Origin of the sequence: Nocardia vulneris, assembly GCF_001613425.1 — a bacterium.
GTDB lineage: Bacteria > Actinomycetota > Actinomycetes > Mycobacteriales > Mycobacteriaceae > Nocardia > Nocardia vulneris.
The window spans coordinates 335,455-356,919 of record NZ_BDCI01000017.1 but is presented as its reverse complement, the minus strand read 5'-3'; the positions used below and the strand labels follow the sequence as shown (position 1 = coordinate 356,919).

The window sequence follows — 21,465 nt, the reverse complement described above, 5'->3', positions numbered from 1 at the left end:
CGGTGCGCGGCGCTCAGGTCAGGACTTTGACGCCCCGGACCGCGCGTAGCTCACCGAGCAGCGCCGGGCTGACGGTGACCGGATAGTCGTCGATCGCCAGCATGGTCCGCCGCTGCCGGTAGCACAGCGCGAGATGTACCGGCGTGCCGCCGGGATGGGCCAGCAGTACCGACTTCAGTTCCCGCACGCTGTCGCGATCGGTGTTGCGGGCGTTGATCTCCAGCGTCAGGGGTGCCTGCCGCCGGTGCTCGTCCAGGTGGGCCACGTCCAGTGCGGCCAGGTGCGCGCCGAACAGCGCCAGTTTGTCCTCTCGCCAGTTCACCCGTCCCTCGACGACCACCACCGCGTCCACCATCAGATCCGCGGCGAACACGCTGTAGCTCTTCGGGAAGAACAGCACCTCCACGGCGGCATCGAGGTCCTCGATCACCGCGATCGCCCAGCTCTCGCCCTTCTTGTTGACGCGTCGCTCCAGCGCCGAGATCATGCCCGCGATGGTGACGGTCCCGTCCCGCGGCGGATTGGCGAGCAGCGCCGCGATCGGCTTCGGGGCGTGCTTGCGCAGCAGGTGATCGGCACCGTCGAGCGGGTGGCCCGAGACATACAGGCCCAGCATTTCGCGTTCCAGCCCGAGCAATTCGTCGCGCGGCCATTCCGGTGCGTCGAAACTCAGATGCGCCAGGGGAGAAGATGATTCGGACTCTGCGTCGCCATCGCCGAACAGATCGAACTGGCCCATCGCCTGCCGGCGCTTCAGTCCGGTGACGGCGTCCACCGCGTCCTCGTGGATATCGGCGAGCGCCCTGCGGGGGTGGCCGAACGAATCGAACGCACCCGCCTTGATCAGCGATTCCAGCACGCGCTTGTTGCAGCAGACCAGCTCGGACTTCTCGACGAAATCCGCGAACGACGCGTATTGCCCTTTCTGCGTGCGGGTTTCGATGATCGACTCGACCACATTGGCGCCCACGTTGCGGACGCCGCCGAGCCCGAACCGGATGTCGGTGCCGACCGCGGCGAACCGCAGCGAGGACTCGTTGACGTCCGGCGCCAGCACCTTGATGCCGAGCTGACGGCACTCGGACAGATAGACGGCCGACTTGTCCTTGTTGTCGGCGACCGAAGTCAGCAGTGCCGCCATGTATTCGGCGGGATAGTTGGCCTTGAGGTAGGCCGTCCAATAGCCGACCAGTGCGTAGCCTGCCGCGTGCGATTTGTTGAACGCGTACCCGGCGAACGGAAGCACGGTATCCCACAGAGCCTGCACCGCCTCGTCGGAGAATCCGTTGTCCCGCATGCCCGCTCGGAAGCCTTCGAACTCCTTCTCCAGCACGTCGAGCTTCTTCTTGCCCATCGCCCGGCGCAGCACGTCCGCGCGGCCCATCGAGAATCCGGCGACGCGCTGCGCGATCTGCATGATCTGCTCCTGATACACCACCAGGCCATAGGTTTCGGCGAGGATGTCGCGCAGCGGCTCGGCGAGTTCGGCATGGATCGGCACGATCGGTTGGCGGTCGTTCTTGCGGTCGGCGTAGTTGTTGTGCGTGTTCATCGCCATCGGTCCCGGCCGATACAGCGCGTTGACCGCGACGATGTCCTCGAATCCGGTGGGGATCAACCGCCGGAGCAGATCGCGCATCGCGGCGCCGTCGAGCTGGAACACACCCAGGCTCTCGCCGCGGCCCAGCAGCGCATAGGTTTTCGCGTCGTCGGCGCCCAGCGTGTCGAGATCGACCGTCTCGCCGCGATTGGCCCGGATGTTGTCGATCGCGTCGCCGATCACGGTGAGATTGCGCAGTCCGAGGAAGTCCATCTTCAACAGCCCGACGGCCTCGCAGGACGGGTAGTCCCAGCCGGTGATCATCGCGCCGTCCTCGCGCCGCCACAGCGGCACCACGTGCAGCAGCGGCTCCGCGGACATGATCACCGCGCACGCGTGCACGCCCGCATTGCGGATCAGCCCCTCGAGGCCGCGCGCGGTGTCCATGATGGTGGCGACATCGCGATCGGTGTCGAGCAGCGCGCGCACCTCCGCCGCCTCCGGGTAGCGCTCGTGCGCCGGATCGGTGATACCGGACAGCGGAATATCTTTGGCGGCGACCGGCGGCGGCAGGGCCTTGGAGATGCGGTCCGCGATCGCGAAACCGGCTTGGCCGTAGTGCACGCGCGCCGAATCCTTGATGGCCGCTTTGGTTTTGATCTTGCCGAAGGTGATCACCTGGGCCACCCGGTCGGCGCCGTACTTCTCGGTCGCGTAGCGCACCATCTCGCCGCGCCGGCGATCATCGAAGTCCATGTCGATATCGGGCATGGACATGCGCTCGGGATTCAGGAACCGTTCGAACAGCAGTCCGTGCACGATCGGATCGAGGTTGGTGATGCCCATCGCGTACGCCACCAGCGATCCGGCCGCCGAACCACGGCCCGGTCCCACCCGAATGCCCTCGGCGCGTGCGTGTTCCATCAGATCGGCGGTGATCAGGAAGTACGCGGGAAAGCCCTTCTCGACGATGATGCCGATCTCGAATTCCGCCCGGTGCCGGTACTCCTCGGTGACCCCGCCGGGTAATCGCCGGGCCAGACCGCGCATGACCTCCGCGTGGAACCACGAGTTCACCTCGTGGCCAGGAGGCGGCGCGTAGACCGGCATCCGATCTCGGTGTTGCCACACCTCGGCATAGGATTCGACCCGCTCGGCGATCACGACGGTGTTGTCCGCCGCGCCGGGTACCTGCACGTCCCAGTAGGCGCGCATTTCTTCGGCCGAACGCAGGTGGTAACCGTCGCCGTCGAATTTGAACCGGGTCGGATCGTTCAGGGTCTTCCCGGCTTGTACGCACAGCAGCGCGGCGTGGGCCTCGGCCTGATCCTTACGCACGTAGTGCGAATCATTGGTGGCCAGCGGCGGTAGATCGAGTTTGCGGCTGATCTCCAGGAGTCCGTCGCGCACCGATCGCTCGATCGGCAGGCCGTGATCCATCAACTCCACGAAAAAGCTGTCCCTGCCGAAGATATCGCGATAGTCGGCGGCGGCCTGCAGCGCCTCCGCGTGCTGTCCCAGGCGCAGCCGGGTCTGCACTTCGCCCGAGGGGCATCCGGTCGTGGCGATGATTCCGGCGGCGTGCCGGGCGATCAGCTCGCGGTCCATCCGCGGTTTGCGGTAGTGGCCCTCCATGCTCGCCAGCGAGGACAACGCGAACAGGTTGCGCAGGCCCTGCGCGGTGCGCGCGAGCATCGTCATGTGGGTGTACGCGCCGCCGCCCGAGACATCGCCGCCGATGCCTTCTCCGTTGGCGCCGCGCTGGCCCGACTGACCCCAGAACACCGGCTTCTTGTGCAGTCTGCTGCCGGGCGCGACATAGGCCTCGATGCCGATGACCGGCTTGATGCCGACTTTCGTGGCGTGCTGATAGAACTCGTCCGCGCCGAACATGTTGCCGTGGTCGGTCATGCCCACCGCGGTCATGCCGAGTCGGTCCGCCTCGTCGAACAGTGGCTTGATCTTCGCCGCGCCGTCGAGCATCGAGTACTCGGTGTGCACGTGCAGGTGAACGAACGAAGACAACAGACGCCCTCCAAGGCTGCGACCCGGGTTCGGATCGCCCTATTCGAGCCGAGGGGGTGCGGGGCGTCAAACAATCGACAGGCGTTGCGGGACAACCATCAGTTGTCGGCCCAGCGTCCGCCGCCGGCTTCGGCCGGCGGCAGCCACTGGGTTCGCGGATCGAAGGGGCGGAACCCGGCCGCGACGTAGTCGGCGAGGTGCCGCAGCGCGGGCCGATGGTTGTCGCGATGCCACAGCATCGAATGGGGGTAGCCGGGTGCGGGATCGACGACGGGAAGCTGCACGATCTCCGGATGCCAAGGGGCGCGCAGACGTTCGCCGGTGAACACGTAACTGTCCGTGGTGCGGGCGATGTCGTCGAGCAGATGATCCAAGCCGAAGTCGGGGCCGGTGGTATCGATGGTGAGGCCGAAAGCCCCGGCGAGATCGTCGTAGAACCGGGCCCATTCGCTGCCCGGCACGTTGCTCGGCATCCGGGCGATCGAATCCGCCAGCTCGCGCAGGCGGACCTGACGGCGGGTCGCGAGCGGGTGCTTGCGGCCGACGAGGATGTGCAGCGGCTCGAAATAGGCGGGAATATGGGTGATCACGGGGTCCAGCGGACCGATCGCGCGGGCGAACGCGACATCGATCGTGCCGTTGACGAGGGCGGGTAATCCGCTGCGCAGACCGCTGGAGGTGATGATGTCGATCTCGAAATCGGGCTGGTCCGCATGGAAGGATCGGATCAATTCCGTTGCCGCGAGCCGAGTTCCGAGCACGTCCACGCGCAGCGGGCGCTCCCGTTCGCGCACCGCCGCGGTGGCCTGGTCGGCGAGCGCGAGCAGGGCCCGGGCCTGGGGCAGGAAGGCCGCGCCGACCTCGGTCAGGCCGGTCCCGGTGCGGGTGCGTCGCAGCAGCGTGGTGCCCAGGCTCGCTTCGAGTTTCGCGATGCGCTTGGAGATCGCCTGCTGGGTCAGTTTCAGTTGGTCCGCGGCGTCGCCGAAATGCTGGTGATCGGCGATCGCGAGGAAGGCGCGCACCGCACCGAGGTCCAGTTCCACCCGGGCTGTCCTTTCACAACTGTCAGTTGTCGACAGCGGGCACGGTACGGCATGCGGCGGCAGCGGCGCTCAATACCCGCGCCAGACCGGTGTGCGCTTCTCGAGGAACGCGTGCATGCCCTCCTGCGCGTCGCAGGTCATGGCATTGGTCGCCATCACCTCGCCCATCTGCTCGTAGGCCTGGGGTTGCGGCAGGTCGATCTGGTGGTAGAAGGCTTGTTTGCCGATGCGCAGGGTGGACGGGCTGGCCTGCGCGATCGACTCGGCGAGTTCGGTGGTGCGCGCGGCCAGGGCGTCGGCCGGGACCACGTCGTTGATCAGGCCCCAGTCCGCGGCGGTCGGCGCATCGATCACGGCGCCGGTCAGCAGCAGTTGCATGGCTCGTTTGCGGCCGATGGCCCGGCTCACCGCGACCATCGGCGTCGAGCAGAACAGGCCGATCCGAACCCCGGGCGTCCCGAAAACGGCGTCGGGAGTGGCCAGGGCGAGATCGCAGGTGGCGACGAGCTGACATCCGGCGGCGACGGCGGGCCCTTGCACGGACGCGAGCACCGGCTGCGGGATCTGCTGGATCGTCTGCATCAATTCGATACAGGCGGCGAAGAGGGCGCGTTCGTCGTCGAGCGAACGGTCCACCAGCTCGCCGAGATCGTGACCCGCGCAGAAGGCGCGGCCCGCCGCCCGGATCACCACCACGGCGACTTCGCTACTGCCGCCGAATTCCCGCAACGCGGCAGTGAGCTCGGCCATCATGTTGGCGGACAACGGGTTCCGCTGATCGGGACGGTTCAGCGTGAGATACCCGATCCGAGCTCGCTGCTCGGTCACAACGTAGCTGCTCATATCGGCATGTCTACCAGTCGGGCCGTCCGTCGGCGGCGCTTTCGCGGCGGCGGTCCCGGCCTGACCCGTGCCGCTGCGCCGGAGTCGTCGTCCGGTCCGAACACGCCGACAGCCGGGGGGCTCCCTTCCGGCCGCCGGTCTTGCACAATCGGTGCATGGCCAAGCCTTTCCTGCTGCTGCAACTGCGGCCCGAGCGGGCCGCCGCGGATGACGAATACCACGCCATCCTGCGGGCCGGTGAACTCGACGCCGGTGCGGTGGTGCGCGTGCGGATGGAGGAGGGCTTCCCCGACCTCACCCTCGACGACTACGCCGCGGTCATCGTCGGCGGTGGGCCCAGCAATGTCGGTAGTTCCGACGCCGAAAAGTACGACTATCAACGGCGCTTCGAGCCCGCGTTGAAGAAGCTGCTCACCGAGGTGGTCAGCCGTGACTTCCCCTACCTCGGGGCCTGCTACGGGCTCAGCGTGCTCGCGGATGTGCTGGGCGGCACGGTCAGCACCGAGAACTACGGCGAGACCGCGGGCGCGCAGACCATCGAACTGACCGGCGAGGCCCGCGAAGACATACTGCTCCAAGGGATTCCGCAGACCTTCCGGGCCTTCGTCGGGCACAAGGAGGCGTGCCAGGCGGTGCCGCCCGAGGCGGTCCTGCTCGCCGGTTCGGCCGACTGCCCGGTCCAGATGATCCGTGTCGGGCGCAATGTCTATGCCACCCAGTTCCACCCCGAACTGGATGGCGACGGCCTTGCCCTGCGCATCGAGATATACCGCCACGCAGGCTATTTCGACCCGGATGAGGCCGACTATCTCACCCGCCTCGGCCACCAGGAATCCATCACCGCACCCAAACAGATCCTGCGCCGCTTCGTTCTGCGCTACGGCGGTTCGGGCTACGGCGGTTCGGCGAGCTGACCTGGCGAGCTATCCGGTTGCTGGGCGTCGCTCGTAGCGGGACCGTGCGCGGTCGTAGGCGGTGCGCAGGAACCGGCGGGCCGAATCGCTGGTCCGGGCAGCGGGATCGACGACGCAGATCCAGGCCGCGGCGGCGTAGGTGGGGTGTGGGAGGAAGATGTCGGTGCTGCTGTAGTCGAGGTCGGCGGGCACCTCGCGGGGCGGGTAGCCGAGGGTCTCGGTGAAGGTGTCCTTACCGACGGAGATGTTGAGGCGGAAGGCGTTCGGGCGGTTCAGGCGAGAATTCTGATCGTCGGGATAGTCCTTGGTGACGACGGTGGCGAACGGCTGGGTGTTGGTCGGGACGACGCCGTCGGGGGAGTAGTAGAAGAACTTGTCGCCCCAGGCGATCTCCGGGGTGCCGTCGCCCGGACCCGGGGCCAGGACAAGGATGCCGTCGAGGTCGGTGAGCAGGTCGATGATCTCGTCTATCGTCATAGGTTCGAGCGTCTCATTGAAGTGCTTGTGTGGACCTGGGTCGCAGTAACGAGGAGTTCTGCGTGAAAAACCTCAACTCGCCGGTCATGCGCACCGTCGACGTCGCCCGTCGGGCGGGGTACTCGGTACAGCAGATCCGCAATCTCGAACGCGACGGTGTGCTGCCGCCTGCCGAGCGCACCCCGACGGGGCATCGGATCTATCGCGAGGCGCACCTGCACGCCGCACTGGCCTATCGTGCACTCGCCGCGGGCGCGGGGCCGGTGGCGGCCAAACAGGTTCTCCGCACTGTGCACACCGGTTCCTTCGCCGAAGCCCTCGCCCAGCTCGACGCCGCACACGCCCGGCTGCACACCGAACGCATCGAACTCGCGCACGCCAAAGCGGCCGCCGACGATATCGCCGCCGAACCGATTGCGGCCGTGCGCGATTCCGATTCGATGACGGTGTCGGAGCTGGCCGGTGCACTCGGCGTCCGCGCGTCGACGCTACGGTATTGGGACGCTGCAGGTCTCGTCGTCCCCGACCGTGACCGAACCGCGCGCCGCTACACCCCGAGCCAGGTCCGTGACGCGCGCATCGTCCACCAGCTCCGGCGCGCCGGCTATCGAATCCCGCAGTTACGCAACGTTCTTCCGGAACTACGCCGGGCCCACGACGCTGCCGACGTGCACGCTGCGCTCGCCGCCCGCGACGCCGCGCTCACCTCCCGCTCCCACGCCCTCCTCACCGCCGCAGCCTCCCTGCATCTGCTCCTTGCCGAGTCCTGAGGGGGTGTGGGCGAGTTTGGTTGGGGTTCCTTGCGTTTGGGCTTGTTGGCTGGCTGCCGAAGTGTGACGAGCCCAGTTCGGTGTCCCTGCCGCGGGAGTTACCTGGATAGTGCTGGGCGCGTCGTGTGCCGTACCCGGCTGTAGGCGCAGGTCAGGTGCGCGGGGTCGTGTCCCGGCGTGGTCATCCGGCTGTGGTTGCGTCTCGAGCGGCTCGGGCGAAGAGAGCGGTCGGGTAGCAGCCCGGTTGGTCTGTACCAAGCCACAGATAGGTGGGGTTGGGCAGGATTTACACCAGCTCTCGGGATTTACACCCTTTCTGGGCTGCTAGAAGCGGTGCGGATTCCGAGAAGTGGTGTGGATCTTTAGCGGTCGGCCAAGCGACGGAAGGTCTGTGAGCCTGGATTCACCCGCGCACAACTGCGGGTGCGCGCCACCAGAGATCGCTGAAGAGTGGGCACCGTTCGCGCCCGCCCCAGTCGACTCCGGCCAAACACCCCGAGCCCCAACGACACCCACGCGACACCGCAGATCCCTCGTCAAGAACCGCTCGAGAACAGCACCACAGCCAGACGACCACGCCGGAACACGACGCCACGCACCTGACCTGCACCTGAAGCCGGGAACCCCACCTAACGTGCTCAGCATCATCCACATAATGCCCGCAGCAGGGACACCGAACTGGGCTCGCCGAACTTCGGTAGCCAGCCAACAAGCCCAAACGCAAGGAAACCAAGCGACAGATAGGTCTGTGACCCTCCGACTCGCCCAGCGAAACACGCCGAAGCAGCGCCCCTAGCAGGCCTAGCTGTGGACGGCGGCGAGCATGCGGTCTTTGCCGGAGAGGATGTGGGCTTCCATCAGGTGGGCGGTGGTGGTGGTGTCGCCGGCGGCGAGGGTGTCGAGGATGGCGGCGTGTTGGTCGTTGGAGAGGTGGCGGGCGGCGTCGGTTTCCAGGCCGTGACGGCGGAACAGGTGGAGTTCTTTGGAGACGTCGTCGTAGAGGCTGACGAGGCGGGGGTTGCCGGACAAGGCGACGAGGGCGCGGTGCAGGTCGACGTTGCGGGGGTAGTAGTCGTCGACAGTGGGGACGGCGGCTTGGAGCCGATCCACTTTGGTGCGTAACTCGCGCACTTGCTCGGGGGTGACCTGTTCGGCGGCCAAACGGCCGGCCAGGCCGAACAGGCTGGCCCGGATGTCGTAGAGCTGGGCGGCCTCGGTCACCGAGACCTCGCGCACGAACATGCCTCGGTTGGTGCGGAATTCGACCAGCTTGCCGTATTCGAGCTGACGCAGTGCCTCGCGCACCGGGCCGCGGCTGACCCCGAGCCGCGCGGCGAGGGACGACTCGTTGATCCGGTCGCCGCCGGAGAGCGCGCCGGTGATGATCATCTGCTCTAGTTCGTCGGCGATCAACTGCAGCAGGGAACTGGCCTGATGTTCGGCCACCCGGCGCTGCAGCGCCGATATCGCCTGCGTCTCTTCCGGCATCGTCACCCGGCCCCTTCGCTCACCGCACACACAACAACACGGCAGTCTCGCAGAGCCGATCGCAAATTGCAAATCGTTGACAGTTGACGATTTGCGCGCGCAGACTCGGTGCACCGTCCGAGCGAACTGAAGGAGGACGGAATGAAAATCAAAGACATCCGGGCCAGCGTGCACACCACCACGATCGAGGTGCCGTTGCTGACCGAGCGAGTGCAGGGCTACGGCCGCGAGGAACAGCGCGAGTTCGTCTTCTGCGAGGTCGAAACCGATGACGGGGTGACCGGGGTGGCCCTGACCGGTCACTTCCTGTCCCGGGCCGTGGTCGTGGCCCTGGAGCAACACTTCCTACCGGTCGTGGTCGATATGGACCCGCGTGAACTGGAGGCGATCCATCAGCGGGTGTGGCGCAGTCTCAATCCCCGTGCCATGACCGGCGTGGTGTCCAGCGCCCTGTCACTGCTCGACATCGCGCTCTGGGATATCAAAGGCAAGGCGGCGGGGCGTTCGGTCGCGAGCCTGCTCGGCGGCGCACGCACCGATGTCCCGGTCTACGTGACCTTCGGCTTCCCGCAGTACGATCGCGAAACACTCACCGCCGCAGCACAACTGCAACTCGATCAAGGTTTCACCGCGCTGAAACTCGTGGTGGCGGTGGACAAGGGTGGCTGGCGCGAGGACGCCGCACGGATCAACGCGGTGCGCGCGGCCGTCGGCGACGACATCGACCTGATGATCGACGCCAACTACCTTTTCACCCCCGCCGAGGCCGGATACCTTTGCCGCGCGGTCGAAGACGCGCACCTGACCTGGTTCGAGGAACCGCTGCACCAGAACGATGCCCGCGCCATGGCGGATCTGCGCGCGCACACCCGAATTCCGCTGGCCGCCGGGCAGATGGAGGGACATCGGTGGCGGCTGCGCGAACTCGTCGAGCGCCAGGCCGTGGACATCCTGCAACCGAATGTCTGTTACTGCGGCGGTTTCACCGAGGCGCGCAAGGCAGCGCACCTGGCGCAGATCTACAACCTGCCGATCGCGCACGGCGGCGGCTGGCCGCTGTTCAACCTGCACACCCTGGCCGGACTGATGAACGGCTGGATTCTCGAATGGCACCTGGGCATGGTCCAGGTCGGTGAACTCCTGTTCCCCGACGCGCCGAAGCCGGTCGACGGCCGGCTTTCGGTGCCGGATCGGCCCGGCCTCGGCCTGACGGTCGACCGGGCCGCGCTGCGTGCCACCCGCGTCCCGTGATGCGCGGCGATTCCCATGAGCAACACGGCAATCGAGGCCGCGCCGGAATCGACCGGGCGTCCGCCGCGGTGGCGCAGGCTGGCCACCAACACCAGTTTTCAGGTGCTCGTCGCGGCCATCGTCGCGGCGATCTTCGGGATCGTCACGCCGGATGCGGCGGCAGCTATGCAGCCGATCGCGAAGGCGTTCATCGCGCTGATCCAAATGCTCATCGCCCCGATCGTCTTCCTGGTGATGGTCACCGGGATCGTCGCGACCGGCGGCATGAAAGCGGTCGGGAGGATCGCGGCCCGCGCGCTGATCTACTTCGAGATCGTCACGACGATCGGCATGCTGATCGGGTTGGCGGCGGTGAATCTACTGCGGCCCGGTGCGGGCGTCGCACCGCCCGCGCACGCGTCCAGCGAGCTGTCCAGCTATGTCGCGGGCGGGGAGAAGGACAACTCGTTCGGCGCCTTTCTGCTGAACATGGTGCCGGACAACGCCGTCAACGCGTTCGCCACCGGCAGCATCATCCAGGTGCTGATCTTCGCGGTGCTGTTCGCGATCGCACTGATCCGCATGCCGGACAAGATCTCCCGGCCCATCATGGACGGCTGCGTGAAACTGACCGAGGTCTTCTTCCGGATGATCGGCATGATCATGCTGCTCGCCCCGATCGGCACGTTCGGCGCGGTGGCGGCGACGGTGGGCAAGTACGGACCGGAAACCTTGACCGCGTTGATGAAGCTGGTCGCGGTGTCGGCGCTGGCCTTGGTGATCTTCATCGTCGTCGTGCTCGGCGGTGTCTCGGTGCTGGCCGGTTTCTCGCTGCTCCGGTTGATCACGGTGTTGCGCAAGGAACTCGCGGTCGTGCTCGGCACCTCGTCCTCGGAAGCGGTGCTGCCGCAACTGATGGAGCGGCTGGAACAGGTCGGCTGCCGGCGCAGCGTGGTGGGTCTGGTGGTGCCGACCGGATTCTCGTTCAACTTGGACGGAGTCGCGGTGGTCATCCCCATCTGCGTGGTCTTCATCGGCCAGGTCTACGGCATCCCGCTCACCTTCGGCGATCAGCTCGGTCTGTTCCTCGTCTTCCTGGTGCTGTCGAAAGGCACTGCGGGGATCAGCGGTTCGGCGTTCATCACGCTGGCGAACACGGTCGCCGCGACGAGCCTGGTGCCGATCGCGGGTCTGGCGCTGGTCCTTTCGGTCGATCGCTTCCTTTCGCTCATCAGAGCGCTCACCAATGTGCTCGGCAACGCGGTCGCGACCGTCGTCATCGCCCGCTGGGAACCGGGCGGCCTCGATCGTGAACTGGCCGCTCGCACCATCGGGTGGTCGCGCCCGAAAACTACGGTAGGAGAGAAGTAATGCCCCGAATCGTCGCCATCCACGAGGGTGTCGTACCGATCAGTTCTTCGATGAGCAACGCGTTCATCGATTTCAGCGCCATGGATTGTTCTGTCGTCGCGGTGGTCAGCGACGTGATCCGGGACGGCGAACCGGTCGTCGGATACGGATTCAATTCCAACGGCCGCTACAGCGCGGGCGAAATCCTGCGCCGCAGGATCATTCCCCGTCTGCTGCGGGCCGAACCGGACGACCTGCGCACCGCCGACGGACAGGCGATCGACCCGGCCAAGGCGTGGGAGGTGATGCTGCGCAACGAGAAACCGGGCGGCCACGGTGAACGGTCGGTCGCCGTCGGCGTGATCGACATGGCACTGTTCGATCTCGCCGCGAAACTGGCCGGGCTACCGCTCTATCAATGGCTAGTCCGGCATTACGGACTCGGTGCTCCGGACGCGGACGTATTCGTCTATGCCGCAGGCGGATACTACGCGCCGGGCAAGGGCCTGACGCAGCTGCAAGACGAGATGCGCGGCTTCCTGGACCAGGGTTACGACGTGGTGAAGATGAAGATCGGCGGTGCGAGCCTGGCCGACGACGTCAAGCGGGTCGAGGCGGTGCTCGAGGTGCTCGACGGCGACGGGTCGCGGCTGGCCGTCGACGCGAACGGCCGATTCGATCTCGACACCGCGCTGGCGTACGGCCGTGCCCTCGCGCCCTACGGTCTGTTCTGGTACGAGGAGCCGGGTGATCCACTCGACTTCGATTTGCACGCAAGGCTTTCCGAGCAGTACCGGGAGCCGCTGGCGACCGGGGAAAACCTCTTCTCGCTCGCGGACGCCCGCAACCTCATCCGGTACGCGGGGATGCGACCCGATCGGGACTACCTCCAGTTCGACCCGGTGCTCGGCTACGGTCTGGTCGAATACCTGCGCATCCAGGACCTGCTCCGCGCGCACGGCTGGTCGCCCCGGCGGTGCATTCCCCATGGCGGGCACCAGTTCTCGCTGCACATCGCCGCCGCCCTGGGGCTCGGCGGCAACGAGTCCTATCCCGGTGAGTTCCAACCCACCGGCGGTTTCGCCGACTCCGCCGTGATCGAACACAGCCGGATCCGGCTCACCGACACACCGGGTATCGGCTTCGAGGACAAAGCCGAACTGTATCGCGTCTTCCGCGCGCTACATCGCTAGATCCTGGTCGCGAGCAACTCGCGCACCAGCGGTACCGCTTCGGCGGGGTGCTCCGCTCGCATCGTCTCGCCGATCGATTCGAACTGCCACACCCCGTCGCTGCGGTAGACCTTGCACATCACCAGGCCGGTGTGCGAGCCACCGGCGCTCAGGTCGAAGCGGGCGAGTTCGATGCCGGACACGCTGTCGATCAGGCGGCAGAACGCATTCTCGATCTGCTCGAAGGTCTGGCCCGTGTAGCAGGTCACGATGAAGACCGCGGCGGTGATCTCGGGCGTCATCCTGGTCAGATCGACGGTGATGATCTCGTTGTCGCCCTTGCCCTCGCCGGTCGTGCTGTCGCCGAGATGGCGCACCGCGCCGTCGCGCGAGCTCAACTGTTCGTGGTAGACGACATCGGCGATTTGATCGCCGGCGAAGAGCAGCGCCGATGCGTTGAGGTCGATGTCTTTGCCGGGGGCGCCGAACCAGCGGCCCGCGCGGACCGGATCCCAGCCGAGCGCCATCGTCACGTAATCGAGGGCGGCGCCGTTTTCGTCGCGAAGCGTGGTGAACATCGGTGTCTCCCAACGTCGATCGACCCGCCCCGCGTGCGCGGGCCGGGTTTGCCGACCAGACTTCCCGGCGCACCTACCCGTAAAGATGCCGTAAATATGCCCGTAAAGCAAATGAGTTAGGTGATATAAGCGGCTGATCACCGACGATGAGCGAGGGGGCATCGATGTCTCGATTCGGCAGCATCCTGTGGCCTGCGGGCAGCCGGGCGGCCCTGGCCGTCGACGCGCAGACCGTGCGGGACCTGAATCTCGAGGAAATCTTCAGCATCGTGACCCGCGGGGATCCGATATTGGCGCGCTATGTCCGCGCGCCGGTGACCGATCTGGACACCGTGACGTTCCGGCAGGAGATATTTCGCGATCTCGGTCGCGCGGAGCTGCGCGAACTCTTCGAAGCATTCGCGACGCGGCTGCGTATCGTGCACGCGTTCGCGACCGCGTCGGCCGAACAGCCGCATCGCCGCACCGAACACCGGCTGTATCTCGATGCGGTGGTCGGCTACGGCAGCGCATTGCGGGCGCTGAGTGCGGCGCTTTCGACCGTGCCCGGCACCTCACGGGGATTGCGGAGTTGGCAGGCCTATCTCGAAACATACTTGGCCACTGACCAATTCGAGAAGCTGATGGCCGCTGCGACGCGTGTCCAGACCCGGCTCGACGCCGTCCGCTACACCATCTCCATCGACGGCCAGCAGGTCGCGGTGGCTCGGGACGACAACGCGCAGGACTACAGTGCGACCGTCGAGCAGGCCTTCGCGCCGCTCGTGCAGGGGTTCCGTCCCGATCCCGCTCCGCCGGAAATCCTTTCCACCACAGTGCATTACGTGGAAGAACAGATCACCGACCGTGTCGCTGAACTGTTCCCGGCCGAATTCACCGAGCTGGCGCAGTTCTGCGCCGCGCACCCCGAGTTCCTGGACCCCTCCGTCGAATCGTTCTATCAGGAGCTGCGGTTCTATCTCTCCTTCCTCGAATTCGTGGATCATTTGACCGGCGAAGGGTTCACGTTCAGCAGTCCGCGGCTGACCGAGCGGTTCGAGGAGATCGCGGTGACCGGGGGATACGATCTCGCGTTGGCGGTGCAACTGCGTGGCGCCGAGCAATCCGTGGTGCCCAATGATTTCCGGCTCGTCGGCAGCGAGCGAGTGCTGGTGGTCACCGGGCCGAACCAGGGCGGCAAGAGCACCTTCGCCCGCATGTTCGGTCAGCTCGCCTATCTGGCGGCGCTCGGTTGTCCGGTGCCCGCGGCCGGTGCCACGCTCTTGCTCGCCGACCGCCTGTCCACCCATTTCGAGCGCACCGAAAGCGTCGAGCACTCGGCGGGCAAGCTGCACGACGAACTCACCGAGGTGCACGGCGCGATCCGGGCCTGCACCGCGCGCTCGCTGATCATCATGAACGAGACGTTCAGCTCGACCACCACGGCCGACGCGCTGCAGATCGGCGGTGCGGTACTGCGCCGGATCATCGAGCGAGGCGCGGTCGCGGTGTATGTCACGTTCCTCGACGAGCTGGCGAACCTGCACCCGGCCGTGGTCAGCATGGTGGCCGGTGTCGGTGCCGATCCCACCACGCGCACCTTCCGGATCGTACGCAGACCAGCGGACGGCAAGGCGCACGCGGCCGCGATCGCGGATCTGTTCGGACTCGGTTACACCGCGATAGCGGAACGGATCGCGCGATGAGAGTCGGGCTGCTGGAACCGGATTCCGCTCGGGCCCACACGGTGCGGCACGGCCCGACGGTGGTGCGGGATCTCGAGCTGGCCATCGTGTTCGACGCGATGGCGGCCGGTGATCCGTTCCTGCGCGAGAGCGTCGAGTCGGTCATGGTGCACGCGTCGACCGATCCGGCGTCGATCAGGTATCGCCAGGAAGTGCTCGCCGACTGCCTCGCCGACCCGGCCGCGGTCCGCCGCCTGTACGCGCTGGTGGGCGCGAGCGAGAGCGTGCGCCGCTGGACGATCGGCCGTGCTGGTGCGCCGCGAGCCAAGCTGAATCTCTCACTGGAACCGCTCGCCGAACTGATCGGCCACCTCCGGCAGGTGCGTGCGGCATGCACGGCCCTCGGCCTGCGGTCGGCGGGTTTCGCGCGACTGTCGGCGCTGGTCACCTCGTCGTTCCGGGACGAAGTGCTCGATGCGGTCGAATCGCACATCGACGCACTGCATTTCGAGCACGGCACAGCACTGGGCGCCGGGCTCGGTACGGGGAACCGGCCGGTCGGCATCGTGCTGCGCGAGCCACCGCGACCGGCGCGGCGTGGCCTGTTCGGCGGCGATCGGCGAGCGCGGCACGGCTTCACCATCCCCGGCCAGGACGAGAAGGGGGCGGAGTACCTGGCCCGGCTGATCGGGCGCGGCCTGTATCCGGTGGCCGAAATCGTTTCGCACGCCACGGATCTGATCGCCGATTTCCTCCGGTCGCTGCGCACCGAGCTGGCGTTCTATCTCGGCTGTGTGAACCTGCACGAGCGGTTGACGGCCTCGGGGTATCCGCTGTGCTTCCCCGAGCCGCTGCCGGTCGGCCGAGCTGAGCTGCGCTGCCGGGAATTACGCGATCCCACCCTGGTCCTGTCCTCGGATACGCCGGTCGGTGCGAACACGGTCGACGGATCGGGGCGTTCGCTGATCCTCGTCACGGGCGCGAACAGCGGTGGCAAATCGACCTTTCTGCGCAGCGTCGGCCTCGCCCAGGTGCTGCTGCAAGCCGGAATGTTCGTGCTCGCGGACAGTTTCGCGGCGGATGTGCGCTCCGGCATCTTCACCCACTTCCGGACCCAGGACGACGCCACCATGACCTACGGGAGGCTGAAAGAGGAGCTGGCGCGGATCCGGGAGATCACCGATGCGATCCGGCCCACCGCCCTGCTGCTGTGCAACGAGCCCTTCGCGTCGACGAACGAGCGGGAAGGAACCCAGATCGGCGGGCCGATCCTGCGTGCGCTGCACGATGCCGGCGTGAAAATCGTTTGTGTGACCCATCTTTACGATCTGGCCCGGGAGTTCCACGACGGGCAGACCGGGGCCGAGCTGTTCTTGCGGGCCGAGCGGTTGCCGGACGGTACCCGCACCTTCCGCGTGGTCGAAGGCGAGCCGGTGGCCACGAGTCACGGCGGTGACGTGTTCCGCAGCGTCTTCGGCGACGACCGGATGTCGGTGTAGCGCACTATGGACGGGGAGGCGTCACGGATTCCCCGCGACGCGGATGGAGGCGGTCTCATGTCGGACACCAACAAGCGCAATCTCCTCTACTTCGAAAGTCCGTCCATGCGTGGGCTGTACGAGGCGATCGACGAGTGGCAGCAGTCCGCCGAGCGGCGGCTGCTCTCGCTCAGCATCCAGCGCGACGGTGACAACTACTGCTGCCTCGCGCTGACCAATCCGTCCGAGGTCGTGATCACCAGTCCCGACGGGCACAATCACGCCAACGTCAGTCGGTTCGGGACGCTGGCCGTCGACGCGGTTTAGCCGCAGCCCCTTCGGTTTCCCTGAACGCACCCGCGCGCGCGGCCAGCGCGGCGGCCGCCGCGGCGTGGGCGGGCAGGCCCGGATCGGGTGGGGTGCGCAGCAATATCAGCTGGTGGTAGAGCGGCGCGGTCGCGGCGATCAGCAAGGCGCGGGCGTCGATACCGGGCTCGAGTTCGCCGCGCCGGACCGCGCGTTCGACCACGATCTCCGATTGCGTGTACCGGCCTTCCCATAGTTGCCGCAGGGCGTCGGCCGCCGCCGCGGAGCGGAACGAGACCGCGATCAGCGCCTCCGCGATGGAGGATTCCTCGGTCAGCGAGTCCTGGATCTCCTGGTTGAGTGCGGTCAGGTCACCGTGCAGGGTGCCGGTGTCGCGCGGCTGCCAGTCGAGATCGCTCGCCGCGGCGAAGACGTCGGTGATCAGTCCGGCCACATCGCGCCAGCGGCGATACACCGTGGTGCGATGCACGCCCGCGCGCGCGGCGACGGTGTCGACCGTGAGCGCGTCATAGCCGTGCTCGGTCAGTTCCGCGCGTACCGCGTCGAGGACCTGATCCCGGATGCGCGCGGTGCGGCCGCCCGGGCGCGGCCGCGGGGGTGAATCAGCTGATGGAGGAGGCAATGTCGACGACCCGGTTGCTCTGGAGGGACAGGCTGTGGCACCATATTAACGCAACATTCGTCGCACTAGTGAGGTAGGCCGATGGTCATTCGAAGTGTTCACCCGGTCCTGCGGTGCTCGGTCACCGCGTCCTCGAATGCTTCGGAGTGTGCCCATGCCAACCCAGATCACCGCGCACGCGGTCACCAAGTCCTTCCACGGCCGTCGCGTACTCGATGAGGTGACCTGTGTGCTCGCCGCGGGCGAGCGCACCGGGATCATCGGCGAGAACGGCTCCGGCAAGACCACCTTGCTGCGGCTGCTCGCCGGCCGGGAACAGCCCGACGAGGGCGAGATCGTCGTCCACGCCGACGGCGGCGTCGGCTACCTCGCGCAGGACGAGTACCTGCCACCACAGCTGACCGTGCAACAGGTCATCGACCGCGCCCTGGGTGAACTCCGTGCGATCGAGCACCGGATGCGCCGGCTCGAGTCCGCGATGGGCTCCGGCGACGAATCGGGGCTGGCCGAATACGGCGAGCTGACCACGGTTTTCGAACTGCGCGGCGGCTACGACGCGGACGCGCGGGTGGAACGGGCGCTGCACGGCCTCGGTCTCGGACTGGTCCGGCGCGAGCGCACTGTCGGCGCACTGTCCGGCGGCGAACAGGTCCGGTTGCGCCTGGCCGCGGTGCTGGCCGCCGGATCGGAAGTACTGCTGCTGGACGAGCCGACGAACCACCTCGACGACGACGCCCTGACCTGGCTGGAAGACCATCTGCGCACCCGGCGCGGGACCACCGTGACGGTGTCGCACGACCGAACCTTCCTGGAGCGGGTCGCGACCACCCTGCTCGAGGTCGATGCGGACCGGCGGCGCGTCGTCCGCTACGGCAACGGCTACGCGGGCTACCTGGCCGAGAAAGCGGCGGCGCGGGAACGCTGGGTGCAAGCCCACGCGCAGTGGCAGGCCGATGTCGATCGGCTGCGCGAGTTCGCCGCCACCACCGCGCGTCGCGTCGCCCCGGGCCGGGCGATGAAGGACAACAACAAGATGAGCTACGACCGCGCCGGCGGCCGGGTCCAGCAATCACTGGCGAGCCGGGTCCGCAACGCCGAGGAACGGTTGCGCCGGCACCTCGCCGAACCGGTACCGGCGCCGCCGGAACCGTTGCGCTTCCGGCCCGCACTGCATGCGGGACGAACCCAGGGCGCGGTGCTCGAGGCCACGGACGTCGCGGTCGAGGGCCGACTGGAACGGACCAGTGGCACGGTGGCGGCGGGCGAGCGTCTGCTGATCACCGGGCCGAACGGGGCGGGCAAGTCCACGCTGCTGCGGGTGCTGGCCGGCACTCTCGCGCCGGATCGCGGCACGGTGCTGCGGCGCGGCCGGGTCGGATATCTCGCGCAGGAACCGCCGCCCGCCGCGCCCGGCGAGACACTGCTGTCCGCCTTCGGCCGGGGCCGCGGCGGTGGGGCCGATCAGCACGCCGAGGTGTTGATGTCGCTCGGCCTGTTCGACCGCACCCGGCTCACCGCGCGGGTGGCGGATCTGTCCACGGGGCAGCGGCAGCGACTCGCGTTGGCGCGCTTGGTCACCGAGCCCGTCGACGTGCTGCTGCTCGACGAACCCACCAACCACCTCTCACCCGGCCTGGTCGAGGAGTTGGAGACAGCCTTGGCCGACTACCGTGGCGCGCTCGTGATCGTCAGCCACGATCGGCGGCTGCGCGCGCGCTGGCAGGGCGCGCATCTCGCCCTGCGGACCTGCGTCTCCGTCTGATCGACCGATTACCCACGCACCGAAGGAGTTCCACCGTGCCCGACAGTCCCGTGCGGCTGCCCGCCGACCCGACCGTGCTGCATCCCATGCCCGGCCAGCCGCGCGTGGTGCAACTGCGGCCCCTGCTCACCTCGCCGTTGATCGAGGTCGGGGACTATTCCTATTACGACGACCCGGACGACGCGACCGCGTTCGAAACCCGCAATGTGCTGTACCACTACGGGCCGGAGAAGCTGATCATCGGAAAGTTCTGCGCGCTGGGCACCGGCACGCGGTTCATCATGAACGGCGCCAACCACCGGATGGACGGCCCGTCGACGTTTCCCTTTCCCACCATGGGCGGGTCCTGGGCGGAGCACTTCGACCTGCTCACCGACCTGCCGAATCGTGGTGACACCGTGGTCGGCAACGACGTGTGGTTCGGCAACGGCGTCACCGTGATGCCCGGTGCGCGGATCGGGCACGGCGCGATCATCAGCACCGGCTCCGTGGTCACCGGCGCGGTGCCCGACTACGGCATCGTCGGCGGCAATCCGGCCCGCCTGATCCGAACCCGCTACAGCGACAACGACATCGCGCGTCTGCTCGCCGTCGCGTGGTGGGACTGGCCCACCGACCACCTCACCGCGCACATCCGGACCATCATGTCCGGCACCATCGACGACCTGGAGGCCGCCGCCGCATCCTTGACCTGACGAGAAAGGCCTTATGCGACAGGAGCTTTGCTCGCGATAGGAACGCCAAGGGGGGTGAAGGCCGGGCGGCGGTCCAGGCGCGCCCGGTCGACCGGCGCGGCGAAATGGTAGTCCAGGCGGCGGGCCGCTTCGGCCCAGTCGCGCATGGTGCGGACGGAGGCGAGGGTCCGGACGACGAAAGGATCGGACCAGCGCGCGAGTGCGCGCTCCCACAGGACCATCGGAGGTTCATCGAGGACGCTGCCGACGGTGCCCTCGTAGATCGGCATCGCGTGCACTTCCCCGTCGGGCCGCACGTGCATGATGGGCAGGACGCTGCCCGCGGCGACATGGTCCGGGTGGATCATGTCGTGCCAGTGGTCGTCGATCCGGATATCCAGTCCCGCGGGCGCGATACTGCGCAGGTGCGCGAGATACTCAGAGCTGAGCAGGCGTTGGGATTCGGTGTCGTCCAGCAGTTCGTGCTCGACGAACCCGGCACGATTGGCGAGCCCGGCGGGCATGGTCACGGTGAACACCAGATGCCGCAGTTCGGGGAAACGGGGCGCGATGGTCGTGCAGAACTCCTCGACCTGATGCAGGTTGCTGCGCATGATCGACACCTCGATGCCGAGCGTGCCGGGGGTCTGCCCCTCGGCTTTCATCCGGCGCGCGGTGTCGTCGAGGAGTTGCACCGCGGCCAGGCCCCGCTCGAACGCGCGCGCCCGGCCCCGGATGCGGTCGTGCACGTCGGCGGTGGCGCCGTCCATACTGACCGCGACGGTACTGAAGTGCCGCAACGATTCCTCGGCCTTGTGCGCGTCCACGGGTAGCCCGCTCGTGTAGAGGATGACGGAGATGCCCGCCTGTGCGAAGCGTTCGGCGATCTCGAAGACGCCGTCCACCAGCAACGGTTCGCCACCGGCGATCGCCACCTCCTGCGGATGCAGGGAAAGGAACGCCGCTGCCATGCGGAAGAGTTGGTCGCGCGCCGGATGCAGGGTCGGCCGCCGGCCCGATTCGGAATAGCAGTGCACACAGCGCAGCGGGCACGCGTAGGTGATATCCCAGATTATTCCTACCGGACCTTGACTGACGTCCACGGGAAACCCCTTCCCCCAGAATAATTCGGTTGAGTGCCGTTCACGGTAGTGCGGTGCCGGAGCCACAGCGACCCGCTGGTTCGGTGAGCGGACCGGCGCATGGCAATTCGGCTACCGCTCGCCGAACAATGATGGCGCGTCCGGTAATTCAACCGGTTGCTGTCGGGCCTGCATCGACCCGATTCGAGAAAGGAAGCGACGATGGAGCGAGAAATCGAGCAGCTGAGCACGGATGTGGCTGCGCTGCAGACGCTGCCGGAACGGGATCACGGCGCCGGCGCGGTCATCTGGCCGGACCCCACCCGGGGCTCGGCCTGCCACGGCGATCAGTGATCCAGCGGTTTTCCGTGTGACGTCGCGGAGGGGAGTGCTGTCCCCTCCGCACGCACAGTGAAAGGTGCCACC

The 21,465-nt window shown here is 67.3% G+C and carries 19 protein-coding genes; 11 read left to right on the top strand and 8 right to left on the bottom strand.

What is annotated here, in order from left to right; all coding sequences use genetic code 11:
* Positions 1-13 precede the first annotated feature (13 nt).
* From dnaE to NVU01S_RS19335, 3 genes are all read right to left on the bottom strand, one after another.
* Positions 14-3,568 (bottom strand): DNA polymerase III subunit alpha, encoded by a 3,555-nt coding sequence (gene dnaE / locus NVU01S_RS19345; RefSeq protein WP_209444773.1) that lies wholly within the window; start codon positions 3,566-3,568, stop codon positions 14-16.
* Positions 3,569-3,663: 95 nt separating this feature from the next.
* Entirely contained in the window at positions 3,664-4,608 is a 945-nt protein-coding gene (locus NVU01S_RS19340) for a LysR family transcriptional regulator (protein WP_043666644.1), read from the bottom strand.
* 69 nt (positions 4,609-4,677) lie between these two features.
* Positions 4,678-5,451 carry an enoyl-CoA hydratase gene (locus NVU01S_RS19335; protein ID WP_043666641.1) on the bottom strand — a complete coding sequence of 258 codons (774 nt, stop codon included), beginning with the start codon at positions 5,449-5,451 and terminating at the stop codon, positions 4,678-4,680.
* Positions 5,452-5,606: 155 nt separating this feature from the next.
* Here NVU01S_RS19335 and NVU01S_RS19330 point away from each other — a divergent pair, with 155 nt between their 5' ends.
* Positions 5,607-6,365, top strand: a complete 759-nt coding sequence (locus NVU01S_RS19330; RefSeq protein WP_043666640.1) for a glutamine amidotransferase — start codon at positions 5,607-5,609, stop codon at positions 6,363-6,365.
* A gap of 9 nt (positions 6,366-6,374) precedes the next feature.
* On the opposite strand, the gene NVU01S_RS19325 is transcribed toward NVU01S_RS19330, so the two are convergent.
* Positions 6,375-6,842, bottom strand: a complete 468-nt coding sequence (locus NVU01S_RS19325) for a DUF6194 family protein (protein ID WP_043666639.1) — start codon at positions 6,840-6,842, stop codon at positions 6,375-6,377.
* Between the two features lie 62 nt (positions 6,843-6,904).
* Between NVU01S_RS19325 and NVU01S_RS19320 the strand changes: the two genes are divergently transcribed.
* Positions 6,905-7,612 carry a MerR family transcriptional regulator gene (locus NVU01S_RS19320; RefSeq protein WP_043666843.1) on the top strand — a complete coding sequence of 236 codons (708 nt, stop codon included), beginning with the start codon at positions 6,905-6,907 and terminating at the stop codon, positions 7,610-7,612.
* An 801-nt stretch (positions 7,613-8,413) separates the two neighbouring features.
* On the opposite strand, the gene NVU01S_RS19315 is transcribed toward NVU01S_RS19320, so the two are convergent.
* A complete protein-coding gene (locus NVU01S_RS19315; protein WP_052280353.1) occupies positions 8,414-9,100 on the bottom strand; it encodes an FCD domain-containing protein in 687 nt (228 codons plus the stop codon).
* 141 nt (positions 9,101-9,241) lie between these two features.
* On the opposite strand from NVU01S_RS19315, the gene NVU01S_RS19310 reads away from it, so the two are divergent.
* Genes NVU01S_RS19310 through NVU01S_RS19300 form a run of 3 tightly spaced genes read left to right on the top strand, consistent with a single transcriptional unit; the run spans position 9,242 to position 12,873 of the window.
* On the top strand, positions 9,242-10,351 hold the full coding sequence (locus NVU01S_RS19310) for a mandelate racemase/muconate lactonizing enzyme family protein (protein WP_043666837.1): 1,110 nt from the start codon (positions 9,242-9,244) through the stop codon (positions 10,349-10,351).
* 15 nt (positions 10,352-10,366) lie between these two features.
* Positions 10,367-11,701: a cation:dicarboxylate symporter family transporter gene (locus tag NVU01S_RS19305; protein WP_052280340.1), complete on the top strand. Its 1,335-nt coding sequence runs from the start codon at positions 10,367-10,369 to the stop codon at positions 11,699-11,701.
* Positions 11,701-12,873, top strand: coding sequence for a mandelate racemase/muconate lactonizing enzyme family protein (locus NVU01S_RS19300; RefSeq protein WP_043666637.1), 1,173 nt, complete (start codon positions 11,701-11,703; stop codon positions 12,871-12,873). The genes NVU01S_RS19305 and NVU01S_RS19300 overlap by 1 nt, the downstream gene beginning before the upstream one ends.
* On the opposite strand, the gene NVU01S_RS19295 is transcribed toward NVU01S_RS19300, so the two are convergent.
* Positions 12,870-13,430, bottom strand: a complete 561-nt coding sequence (locus NVU01S_RS19295) for a TerD family protein (protein ID WP_043666634.1) — start codon at positions 13,428-13,430, stop codon at positions 12,870-12,872. The two genes, NVU01S_RS19300 and NVU01S_RS19295, sit on opposite strands and share 4 nt — an antisense overlap.
* Before the next feature lie 164 nt (positions 13,431-13,594).
* On the opposite strand from NVU01S_RS19295, the gene NVU01S_RS19290 reads away from it, so the two are divergent.
* From NVU01S_RS19290 to NVU01S_RS19280, 3 genes are read left to right on the top strand one after another with little or no spacing between them, the layout of a single operon-like run.
* Positions 13,595-15,115, top strand: coding sequence for a MutS-related protein (locus tag NVU01S_RS19290; protein WP_043666632.1), 1,521 nt, complete (start codon positions 13,595-13,597; stop codon positions 15,113-15,115).
* On the top strand, positions 15,112-16,593 hold the full coding sequence (locus tag NVU01S_RS19285; RefSeq protein WP_043666628.1) for a MutS-related protein: 1,482 nt from the start codon (positions 15,112-15,114) through the stop codon (positions 16,591-16,593). The genes NVU01S_RS19290 and NVU01S_RS19285 overlap by 4 nt, the downstream gene beginning before the upstream one ends.
* A 57-nt stretch (positions 16,594-16,650) precedes the next feature.
* Positions 16,651-16,899, top strand: a complete 249-nt coding sequence (locus NVU01S_RS19280) for a hypothetical protein (protein ID WP_043666831.1) — start codon at positions 16,651-16,653, stop codon at positions 16,897-16,899.
* Here the strand turns inward: NVU01S_RS19280 and NVU01S_RS19275 are convergent.
* Positions 16,862-17,521, bottom strand: a complete 660-nt coding sequence (locus NVU01S_RS19275; RefSeq protein WP_043666625.1) for a TetR/AcrR family transcriptional regulator — start codon at positions 17,519-17,521, stop codon at positions 16,862-16,864. The two genes, NVU01S_RS19280 and NVU01S_RS19275, sit on opposite strands and share 38 nt — an antisense overlap.
* A gap of 154 nt (positions 17,522-17,675) precedes the next feature.
* Here NVU01S_RS19275 and abc-f point away from each other — a divergent pair, with 154 nt between their 5' ends.
* Both abc-f and NVU01S_RS19265 read left to right on the top strand, forming a co-directional pair.
* The gene (gene abc-f, locus NVU01S_RS19270) at positions 17,676-19,283 is read left to right on the top strand and encodes a ribosomal protection-like ABC-F family protein (protein ID WP_063775935.1); all 1,608 of its coding nucleotides are present in this window, start codon (positions 17,676-17,678) and stop codon (positions 19,281-19,283) included.
* Between the two features lie 86 nt (positions 19,284-19,369).
* On the top strand, positions 19,370-19,978 hold the full coding sequence (locus tag NVU01S_RS19265) for a CatB-related O-acetyltransferase (RefSeq protein WP_063775940.1): 609 nt from the start codon (positions 19,370-19,372) through the stop codon (positions 19,976-19,978).
* Between the two features lie 11 nt (positions 19,979-19,989).
* On the opposite strand, the gene NVU01S_RS19260 is transcribed toward NVU01S_RS19265, so the two are convergent.
* Positions 19,990-21,060: a radical SAM protein gene (locus tag NVU01S_RS19260; protein WP_244467152.1), complete on the bottom strand. Its 1,071-nt coding sequence runs from the start codon at positions 21,058-21,060 to the stop codon at positions 19,990-19,992.
* A gap of 201 nt (positions 21,061-21,261) precedes the next feature.
* On the opposite strand from NVU01S_RS19260, the gene NVU01S_RS45240 reads away from it, so the two are divergent.
* Positions 21,262-21,393, top strand: coding sequence for a hypothetical protein (locus tag NVU01S_RS45240; RefSeq protein WP_256656732.1), 132 nt, complete (start codon positions 21,262-21,264; stop codon positions 21,391-21,393).
* Positions 21,394-21,465: the final 72 nt, after the last annotated feature.

What these genes read in the sequence shown, in the direction of transcription:
- NVU01S_RS19335 (WP_043666641.1), bottom strand. Translation starts at nt 5,451, where the DNA reads ATGAGCAGCTACGTTGTGACCGAGCAGCGAGCTCGGATCGGGTATCTC.
- NVU01S_RS19330 (WP_043666640.1), top strand. Translation starts at nt 5,607, where the DNA reads ATGGCCAAGCCTTTCCTGCTGCTGCAACTGCGGCCCGAGCGGGCCGCC.
- NVU01S_RS19325 (WP_043666639.1), bottom strand. Translation starts at nt 6,842, where the DNA reads ATGACGATAGACGAGATCATCGACCTGCTCACCGACCTCGACGGCATC.
- NVU01S_RS19315 (WP_052280353.1), bottom strand. Translation starts at nt 9,100, where the DNA reads ATGCCGGAAGAGACGCAGGCGATATCGGCGCTGCAGCGCCGGGTGGCC.
- NVU01S_RS19310 (WP_043666837.1), top strand. Translation starts at nt 9,242, where the DNA reads ATGAAAATCAAAGACATCCGGGCCAGCGTGCACACCACCACGATCGAG.
- NVU01S_RS19305 (WP_052280340.1), top strand. Translation starts at nt 10,367, where the DNA reads ATGAGCAACACGGCAATCGAGGCCGCGCCGGAATCGACCGGGCGTCCG.
- NVU01S_RS19300 (WP_043666637.1), top strand. Translation starts at nt 11,701, where the DNA reads ATGCCCCGAATCGTCGCCATCCACGAGGGTGTCGTACCGATCAGTTCT.
- NVU01S_RS19295 (WP_043666634.1), bottom strand. Translation starts at nt 13,430, where the DNA reads ATGTTCACCACGCTTCGCGACGAAAACGGCGCCGCCCTCGATTACGTG.
- NVU01S_RS19290 (WP_043666632.1), top strand. Translation starts at nt 13,595, where the DNA reads ATGTCTCGATTCGGCAGCATCCTGTGGCCTGCGGGCAGCCGGGCGGCC.
- NVU01S_RS19285 (WP_043666628.1), top strand. Translation starts at nt 15,112, where the DNA reads ATGAGAGTCGGGCTGCTGGAACCGGATTCCGCTCGGGCCCACACGGTG.
- NVU01S_RS19280 (WP_043666831.1), top strand. Translation starts at nt 16,651, where the DNA reads ATGTCGGACACCAACAAGCGCAATCTCCTCTACTTCGAAAGTCCGTCC.
- abc-f (WP_063775935.1), top strand. Translation starts at nt 17,676, where the DNA reads ATGCCAACCCAGATCACCGCGCACGCGGTCACCAAGTCCTTCCACGGC.
- NVU01S_RS19265 (WP_063775940.1), top strand. Translation starts at nt 19,370, where the DNA reads ATGCCCGGCCAGCCGCGCGTGGTGCAACTGCGGCCCCTGCTCACCTCG.
- NVU01S_RS45240 (WP_256656732.1), top strand. Translation starts at nt 21,262, where the DNA reads ATGGAGCGAGAAATCGAGCAGCTGAGCACGGATGTGGCTGCGCTGCAG.